Source organism: Elizabethkingia argenteiflava, assembly GCF_009904105.1.
GTDB classification, from domain to species: domain Bacteria; phylum Bacteroidota; class Bacteroidia; order Flavobacteriales; family Weeksellaceae; genus Elizabethkingia; species Elizabethkingia argenteiflava.
Map to the genome: position 1 here is coordinate 1 of NZ_JAAABJ010000644.1, position 8,480 is coordinate 8,480.

The window sequence follows — 8,480 nt, forward strand, 5'->3', positions numbered from 1 at the left end:
AATTGTTATCAGTATCTCTAATATTTTTTCATAATTTGCGGTAAAGCTGTTCATATTTAATCGTTTGTTAGACTATTAATCTAATAATGAGCAGCTCCCTTTTTTTTATCCTAAATGAACCACGGGTTAATATTGTTAAAACAATAATCATACCTGCTTAAGATATTTTTCAGGATTCCTTTATTAAATATTAAAAGTTTTTTAATTGATTAAACCTTTTGTGTATTTAGGAATTAGAAAATATAGCATATAAGATGAGCTCTTTCAAAAAACTTCCTCTGCCGTCTATATTCCCTTCTCCATAAGAGATATTAACATCTTTAACACCTAGTTTAAAAACTTATTTTTACAACTTCCCCCAGAGAATGCAATATTTTTCCTAAAAAAAGTAGTTTAGCTTTACCATTTACTGCTAAAAATAGAACAAATAATGTGCAAAAAAATTCTTTTTTTATACGTAAATTCGCATTATATATTTTTTTATGACTGAGTCGCAGGTAAAAAAAATCGGAGTATTAACTTCTGGGGGGGATGCTCCAGGAATGAATGCTGCCATTCGGGCAGTTGTCAGAACAGCTAACTATTATCAATTAGATTGCTTTGGAATTCGGGAAGGTTATTCTGGATTAATGGAAGGCAATTTCACCAAGATGGGACCACGTTCGGTTAACAATATTATCAACCAAGGTGGTACTATTTTAAAATCTGCCCGTTCCTTAGAATTTAAAACCAAAGAAGGGAGACAAAAAGCCTTTGAACAATGCCAAAAGATAGGTATTGAGGGTTTAGTGTGTATTGGAGGTGATGGCACATTTACAGGTGCTAAAATTTTTTATGAAGAGTTTGGTATCAAAGTCATTGGAATACCCGGAACGATTGACAACGATATTTTCGGTACTGATCACACCATCGGCTATGACACCGCCCTTAACACAGCTATGGAAGCTATTGACAAGATTAGGGATACAGCTACTTCACATAATCGGGTATTTTTCGTTGAGGTAATGGGACGAGATGCAGGCTTCATCGCTTTAAATAGTGGTGTAGCCACTGGATCTCTGGATATTTTAATCCCAGAAAAAAAATACAGTATAGAAAATCTTTTTAGAAATTTCCGAAAAGCAAAAAAATCGGGAAAGTCCTCCAATATTGTGGTAGTCGCCGAAGGCGAAAAACTGGGTAGCATATACGAACTGGCCCAACAAACCAAAGCAGAGTTTCCTGATTTTGATATTCGCGTCTCTGTTTTAGGCCACACACAACGAGGAGGGGCACCAAGTTGTGCGGACCGCGTATTGGCCAGTCGGCTAGGATATGGTGCCGTAATAGGACTTATGGAAGGAAAAACAAACGTGATGGCAGGAATAAGAGCTAACCAACTGGTTTATACTCCCATTGGTGAAGCTATAAAAAAGCATAATGAAATGAATGGTGATTTAATAAAAATCGCTGAAATTCTTGCCACATAATTTTATTTATAATTAACTAAATTTATTTTAAAATGTCAAAAATCAAAGTAGGTATCAACGGTTTTGGTAGAATTGGTCGTCTTGTATTCAAAGCCATGACAGAAAGAGACAATATTGAGGTAGTGGGTATCAACGATCTCATTGAGGCAGAATACATGGCCTATATGCTAAAATATGATTCTGTACACGGGCAATTTAAAGGAGAAGTTTCGGTATCCGGCAATGACCTGGTGGTCAACGGAAACAAAATACGTGTAACTGCAGAAAAAGACCCTAAAAACCTAAAATGGGGTGAGGTTGGAGCTGAATATATTGTAGAATCTACCGGCTTATTCTTGACAAAAGAAAGTGCCCAAGCCCACCTTCAGGCAGGTGCAAAAAAAGTAATACTTTCCGCTCCTCCAAAAGACGATACTCCTATGTTTGTAATGGGGGTTAACCATACTAGCTTAACAGAGGATATTAAAATCTTATCCAATGCTTCTTGTACGACCAACTGCTTAGCGCCTTTGGCTAAAGTTATCCATGATAATTTTGGAATTGTAGAAGGCTTGATGACTACCGTACATGCCGCTACTGCCACACAAAAAACTGTAGATGGTCCATCTTTAAAAGACTGGAGAGGAGGACGTTCGGCGCTTAACAACATCATTCCATCTTCTACCGGAGCTGCAAAAGCAGTCGGTAAGGTTATTCCTTCCCTCAATGGAAAACTAACAGGTATGTCCTTCAGAGTTCCAACAGCTAATGTATCAGTTGTAGACCTAACTGTAAGATTAGAAAAAGCGACGACATACGATGAAATCTGTGCCGCTATTAAAACAGCTTCCCAAGGTGAACTAAAAGGAATTCTGGGATATACTGAAGAGGCGGTAGTATCTCAGGACTTCATAGGAGAAAAGAAAACTTCAGTATTCGATAAAGATGCTGGTATTATGCTGTCTCCAAATTTCGTAAAACTAGTTTCTTGGTACGATAATGAAACTGGATATTCTAATAAATTAACGGATCTATTAATTCATTCGGCTTCCCTATAAAATTAGAAATTCATTATATTTATTAAAACTCTTCCTAGAAATAGGAAGAGTTTTTTTATATTCCTATATACTCACCTGATACTCTAAGAATATAAAGACTTATATCTAACAATAAGCGCTTAAAAAATTAATTATCAATACTTATGATTTAAAAATAACATCCATAGTTTGTATTTTAAAATAATTTATTAGATTTATCTAACTTTTTAAATACACAAATGTAACTATGTGGAAACTATATCTTTTAATCTCAGCCTTAAGCAGCCAACTTCTCTTCTCTCAGAAGTTAAAAGACAGCCTTAAAGAAAACAGTATAGAAGCAGTGATGATGACGGGTCTTTCGAAAAAAAATTTCGTAAAGGATAATCCTTTGCCCATCAAAAAAATTAGTACCGATATGATAGAAAAGACACACGCATCTAATATTATCGATGTACTCGTACAAAATACACCTGGTTTAGTGAGCGTAAAAACAGGCCCCAACGTATCCAAGCCCTTCATAAGGGGACTAGGATATAATAGAGTACTCACGCTTTACGATGGGCACCGCCAAGAAGGACAGCAATGGGGAGATGAACACGGAATTGAAATAGACTCCTATAACATTGCGAATGCCGAAGTAATCAAAGGCCCTTCCAGCCTCATGTACGGATCAGATGCCATAGCCGGTATCATCAGCTTCTACCCTTACAGCTCTATCCCCACCAATACGGAATCTACAAAAGTGATAAGCGAATATCAAACCAACCATAATTTAATTGGCACTGGTTTTATTTGGAATATGAATAAGAACAACTGGGTCATCTCTACAGCCAGCTCATTGAGGTTGGCCAAGAACTACCGCAATTCAATTGACAAGCGTGTCTACAATACTGGATTTAACGAAAAAAATTTCTCTCTATTAGTAGGCTACCAAAAAGCAAATAACTACACCCATCTCAATTTAACTTATTACGATAACAGTCAAGGGATTCCTGACGGAAGTAGAGCTCTTGGAAGCCGAAAATTTACCCGACAAATTTATGAAGATGAGGAGGATGTTATTGAAGAACGTCCTACGGTAAGCGATAAAGAACTAAATTCCTATAGTCTGCCGGCCCTTCACCAAAAGATACAACACCTGAGGATGTATACCAATAACCACTATGAAACATCATTAGGTGATATATATGCCAATATAGGTTATCAACGCAACAATAGAATAGAATACAGTCATCCTACTCAACCCTCACAAGCCGGTATGTTTGTAAGGCTCAATACCCTCAACTATAGCCTCAGATTCAATCCTATAAATAAGGGAAATTTCGAATTTAGTGTAGGCACAAATGGAATGCTGCAAAACAACAAGAACAAAGATGCAACCGACTTTCCTATCCCCAATTATAATTTAACCGACGTTGGTTTATTCATCTATACCAAGTGGTCAAAAGACAATTGGAATATCAGTGGAGGTATTCGTTATGACTATCGCAAGCTGCATTGGGATGATTTGTATATCTCGGAAGATCCCCAGACGGGATTCGACAGACAGGTTTCCGCGAATACCCCTGAAGCCGATTTGCAATTTGAAAATTATCAAAAGAAATTTAATGGTTTTTCCGCCAGCTTGGGAGCCAGCTATAAACTCTCACCCGAAGTTTATATAAAAGCAAACGTCGGAAGAGCTTACAGATCGCCAAACATCACTGAATTAGCCTCTAATGGCTTAGATCCGGGTGCTCACATCGTGTATTTGGGTAATAAAAATTTCAAACCCGAATTTTCTTTCCAAGAAGACCTAAGTTTAATTGCCAACTATAGTAATTTTTCTGGTGAACTGAATGTTTTCAATAATAATATGGATAACTTTATTTTTCTGACAGTACTTTTAGATAAAGATGGGAAGCCCATCACCGACAACCAAGGCAATCGTACCTATCAATATCAACAAGCAAAAGCCTGGCTATATGGATTTGAAGCTTATCTTTCCCTACACCCACAAGCTTTGAAAGGTTGGTCTTTTAGCAATAGTATTGCTACAGTCTATGGAGTTAACCGAAAACCCGAATTTAAAAATAAAGCTACACAAGGAGAATATCTCCCCTTAATGGCCCCCTTAAAATGGTTGGGAAAATTGGAAAAAAGTTTTGCCCTCGCCAAGAAAAGCTGGAAAAATATCAGCCCCATGTTAGAAGCTGAATTCAATGCTGCACAAAATAGATATTTAGGATTAAATCACACAGAAACCTATACCCCCTCTTATTTTCTGCTGAACGCGGGATTCTCCACTCAATGGCAATTAAAAACTTCTAAACGTCTTATTTTTAATTTTCAGGTCAACAATATTTTAGATAAAGCTTATCAGTCGCATCTCAGTAGGCTCAAATATTTTGAACAGACCGAAACTTCTTCAAAATATCAAGGTATATACAATATGGGAAGAAATTTTACTTTAAAGCTTATTTTTAATTACTAAATAAATAGAGTTGGAGTTGATCAGTAGGCTGAGAGTGCACCTAACCTCAAATGACATTCGCATGCTTAACCATTCATGCACCCTATGTGCAACTGGTAAGCTTTACTATCAACTCTCAACTCATATTCGTATCTTTGCTGCATGATTCGAATTACCAAAATATTCATTTTCGAAACGGCACATGTACTCTACAATTATGATGGTAAGTGTAAAAATATGCACGGTCATTCCTACAAGTTATTTGTAACGGTAAAAGGAAAGCCTATTGATGACTTAGACAATCCCAAGAATGGCATGGTCGTAGACTTTGGAGATATAAAAAAAATCGTAAACGAACAGATTGTGGATGCCTGGGACCATGGGGTACTTCTCAATGCTAATTCCCCTCACCAAGAATTGGGTAATGAACTTGAGTCCAGGGGGCATAAAGTCATTTACTGCAACTTTCAACCGACATGTGAAAATATGTTGTATGAAATTGCCAGTCGAATAAAAAATAGACTCCCCAAAAGTGTTAGTTTAGAATATCTAAAATTACATGAAACCGAAAATTCTTATGGCGAGTGGTTTGCAGAGGATCAAGATAAAAATTAATATTCTATGAAAATAGAGTTACAAGAAGGTAAGAAAATTTATTTTGCATCCGACCAACACTTCGGAGCTCCCAACCCTAAAGAGAGTAGAATTCGAGAGGCTAAATTCGTCCGCTGGCTTGATGATATAAAAAAAGAGGCACAAGTCATCTTCCTGATGGGGGATTTATTCGATTTCTGGCATGAATGGCGCTATGTAGTCCCTAAGGGCTATATAAGAGTTTTAGGAAAAATCGCCGAACTAAAAGATAGCGGAATTGAGTTTTATTTTTTTGTAGGCAATCACGATCTATGGATGAAGTCTTACTTTGAAGAGGAGTTGGGTGTACCCGTTTATTTTTTTAAACAACATTATGAAATAGCAGGCCAAAATTTTCTTCTAGCCCATGGAGACGGATTAGGCCCTGGAGACCTGGGCTACAAAAGAATGAAAAGACTCTTCACCAACCCCCTAGCTCAATGGCTTTTCAAATGGCTACATCCAGATATTGCAATGAGAATAGCTCTCTACTTCTCTCAGAAAAACAAAATGATTAGTGGGGAAAAGAACAAAGAATATCTAGGTGAAGAAAACGAATTCTTGATTCTCTATGCTAAAGAAAAAATAAAGACTGAAAAAATTGATTACTTCATTTTTGGACATCGCCACCTACCTATGATTTTAGCTTTAAACGGGGGTTCTTCCCAATACGTCAATCTGGGCGATTGGATAGACTATTTTAGCTATGGCATTTTCGATGGACACAATTTTGAATTAAAAACTTTTGAAGGCTAGAAATGAATATTTTCAATATAAAAACAGAAGAAGATTTTGTACAAGCTTGTTTGGAAACCTTCCGATATCAGTATCAGAATATAGAAGTTTATAAAAAATTTATAAACTATCTCAATATAAGTCCCGAAAATATTACTCAAATAGAAGACATCCCCTTTCTACCGATAGAAATGTTTAAAAACCACAGAATATTTGATGAGCGTAGAACAGCTCAATTTTATTTTCAGAGTAGTGGGACTACACAGATGAATCTTTCTAAGCATTGGATAGGTGCTCCCGAGCTCTACGAGCAAAGTATATCCAAGAGTTTTGAACTATTTATAGGCAAACCTGAAGAATTCGTTTTTCTAGGATTACTCCCCAACTACCTAGAAAGGCAAAACTCTTCATTAGTATACATGGTGGATTACCTTATGAAGATTTCCCATCAGGCCGAAAACGGTTATTTTCTATACAACCATGAAGAGCTGATGAGACAGATTGATCAACTAGAAAAGAAACAAAAAAAGTATATTTTATTTGGTGTTTCTTTTGCCTTACTCGACTTTTTGGACAGCGTAAAGAAAATGAATACCTCTAATCTAAAGATGCAAAGCGGCATCGTTATAGAAACAGGTGGAATGAAAGGCAGAAAAGAAGAAATTACGAAAGACCAGCTTCTACATGATCTTCAATCTGGTTTTGGTACTTCCAAAATATATTCAGAATACAGCATGACAGAATTACTCTCTCAAGCTTATTCTACAGGAAATAATCAGTATAATTCTCCACCTTGGATGCGCATTATGATCCGCCATACTGAAGACCCTTTTTCATATATGGAAGAGGGACGTACAGGGGCTATCAATATTATAGATTTAGCTAATCAGCACAGCTGTTCTTTTATTGCTACTCAAGATTTAGGAAAAAAGAGAAGCGCAAAATTTGAAGTACTGGGAAGGATAGATCATTCAGATATTAGGGGATGTAGTCTTTTAGTAAGTTAAAAAATGAGCCCACATGTGGGCTCATTTTTTATATTTGACAAACTACTCTACTAAATCACCACTTCGTGATCCTCCTTCTGAAGTAAACATTTATAAATAAGACCTCCGGCTATGCCACCCAAAATAGGTGCCACCCAGAACAGCCATAATTGTTGCAGGGCCACTCCCCCTACGAATAAAGCCTGAGAAGTAGATCTTGCGGGATTTACAGATGTATTGGTGATAGGAATTGAAATTAAATGAATAAGTGTTAATGCCAATCCAATAGCCAATCCTGCAAATTTTCCATTTGCCCATTTATCCGTAGCCCCCATAATTACAATTAAAAAGAATGCGGTGAGCAAAAATTCAGTAAGAAAGGATGCTGCTAAAGAATAACTCCTACCATTATAGCCTGGAAGATCGTAAAAATTAGTAGCGAAAGCTCCAACGCCCTCAGCAGAATAGGCTCCTGCTCCTTTCAGAATAAAATATAGACAAGCAGCTGCTAATATAGCACCTAATAACTGAGCCACTACATAAGATACAAGATCCTTAGACTTAAATCTACCTCCTGCTAAAAGACCGAAAGACACAGCTGGATTAAAATGCCCTCCGGATATAGGTCCCAGAGCATAAGCCATAGTAAGTACGGTTAATCCAAAAGCTAAGGCTACGCCTGCTAAACCTATACCGATATCCGGCACACCAGCAGCAAATACGGCGCTACCACAGCCTCCAAATACTAGCCAAAAAGTACCGAAAAATTCAGCGAATAATTTTTTCATATAGATAATATTTTAAATTTGATACCCAAATGTAAAAAATATTCTGCAATTTAATGAAAGGTTATTCAGTTTTATCTGGTCGCCAAAACGAAACGTCCAAAAAGTCAGGCTATCATTGGATTTGAGAGTTTTCAAATATCTTTCAGTTTATTACACCAACACTATACATACTTATATGCATAGAACTTAAACGGTCATTTTTCAGTGAGAACCTTACTTCTTTCCACATAGACAACTTATTTATTTGTCAAAAACAGAGGGAAGAGGTGAGCTTTTAGAGGCTGTTTAAATTTGTGTAGAAAATTTTGTTAGGAAGGTTTTCAGAAGTTGGATATTTGGAAAAAAAGGAATGAAATACCTAACTGATCTAACTGAAAACCAATGGCAATATATAAAGA

The 8,480-nt window shown here is 36.6% G+C and carries 7 protein-coding genes; 6 read left to right on the forward strand and 1 reads right to left on the reverse strand.

Annotation, left to right across the window (positions count from 1 at the left end; genetic code table 11):
* The first annotated feature begins 482 nt into the window (after positions 1-482).
* The 6 genes from pfkA to GNY06_RS12625 all read left to right on the forward strand — a co-directional run bounded on the left by pfkA (position 483) and on the right by GNY06_RS12625 (position 7,315).
* Positions 483-1,469 carry a 6-phosphofructokinase gene (pfkA, locus tag GNY06_RS12600; protein WP_166520409.1) on the forward strand — a complete coding sequence of 329 codons (987 nt, stop codon included), beginning with the start codon at positions 483-485 and terminating at the stop codon, positions 1,467-1,469.
* A 32-nt stretch (positions 1,470-1,501) separates the two neighbouring features.
* Positions 1,502-2,506 (forward strand): type I glyceraldehyde-3-phosphate dehydrogenase, encoded by a 1,005-nt coding sequence (gap, locus tag GNY06_RS12605; protein ID WP_166520410.1) that lies wholly within the window; start codon positions 1,502-1,504, stop codon positions 2,504-2,506.
* Positions 2,507-2,732: 226 nt separating this feature from the next.
* Positions 2,733-4,961 (forward strand): TonB-dependent receptor, encoded by a 2,229-nt coding sequence (locus GNY06_RS12610; protein WP_166520411.1) that lies wholly within the window; start codon positions 2,733-2,735, stop codon positions 4,959-4,961.
* 141 nt (positions 4,962-5,102) lie between these two features.
* Positions 5,103-5,555, forward strand: coding sequence for a 6-pyruvoyl trahydropterin synthase family protein (locus tag GNY06_RS12615; protein WP_166520412.1), 453 nt, complete (start codon positions 5,103-5,105; stop codon positions 5,553-5,555).
* A gap of 6 nt (positions 5,556-5,561) precedes the next feature.
* Complete coding sequence (locus GNY06_RS12620) at positions 5,562-6,329, forward strand: UDP-2,3-diacylglucosamine diphosphatase (protein WP_166520413.1); 768 nt, start codon at positions 5,562-5,564, stop codon at positions 6,327-6,329.
* A gap of 2 nt (positions 6,330-6,331) precedes the next feature.
* Positions 6,332-7,315 (forward strand): LuxE/PaaK family acyltransferase, encoded by a 984-nt coding sequence (locus tag GNY06_RS12625; protein ID WP_166520414.1) that lies wholly within the window; start codon positions 6,332-6,334, stop codon positions 7,313-7,315.
* Positions 7,316-7,365: 50 nt separating this feature from the next.
* Here the strand turns inward: GNY06_RS12625 and aqpZ are convergent, their stop codons facing one another.
* The gene (aqpZ, locus tag GNY06_RS12630) at positions 7,366-8,082 is read right to left on the reverse strand and encodes an aquaporin Z (protein WP_166520415.1); all 717 of its coding nucleotides are present in this window, start codon (positions 8,080-8,082) and stop codon (positions 7,366-7,368) included.
* Between the last annotated feature and the right edge of the window lie 398 nt (positions 8,083-8,480).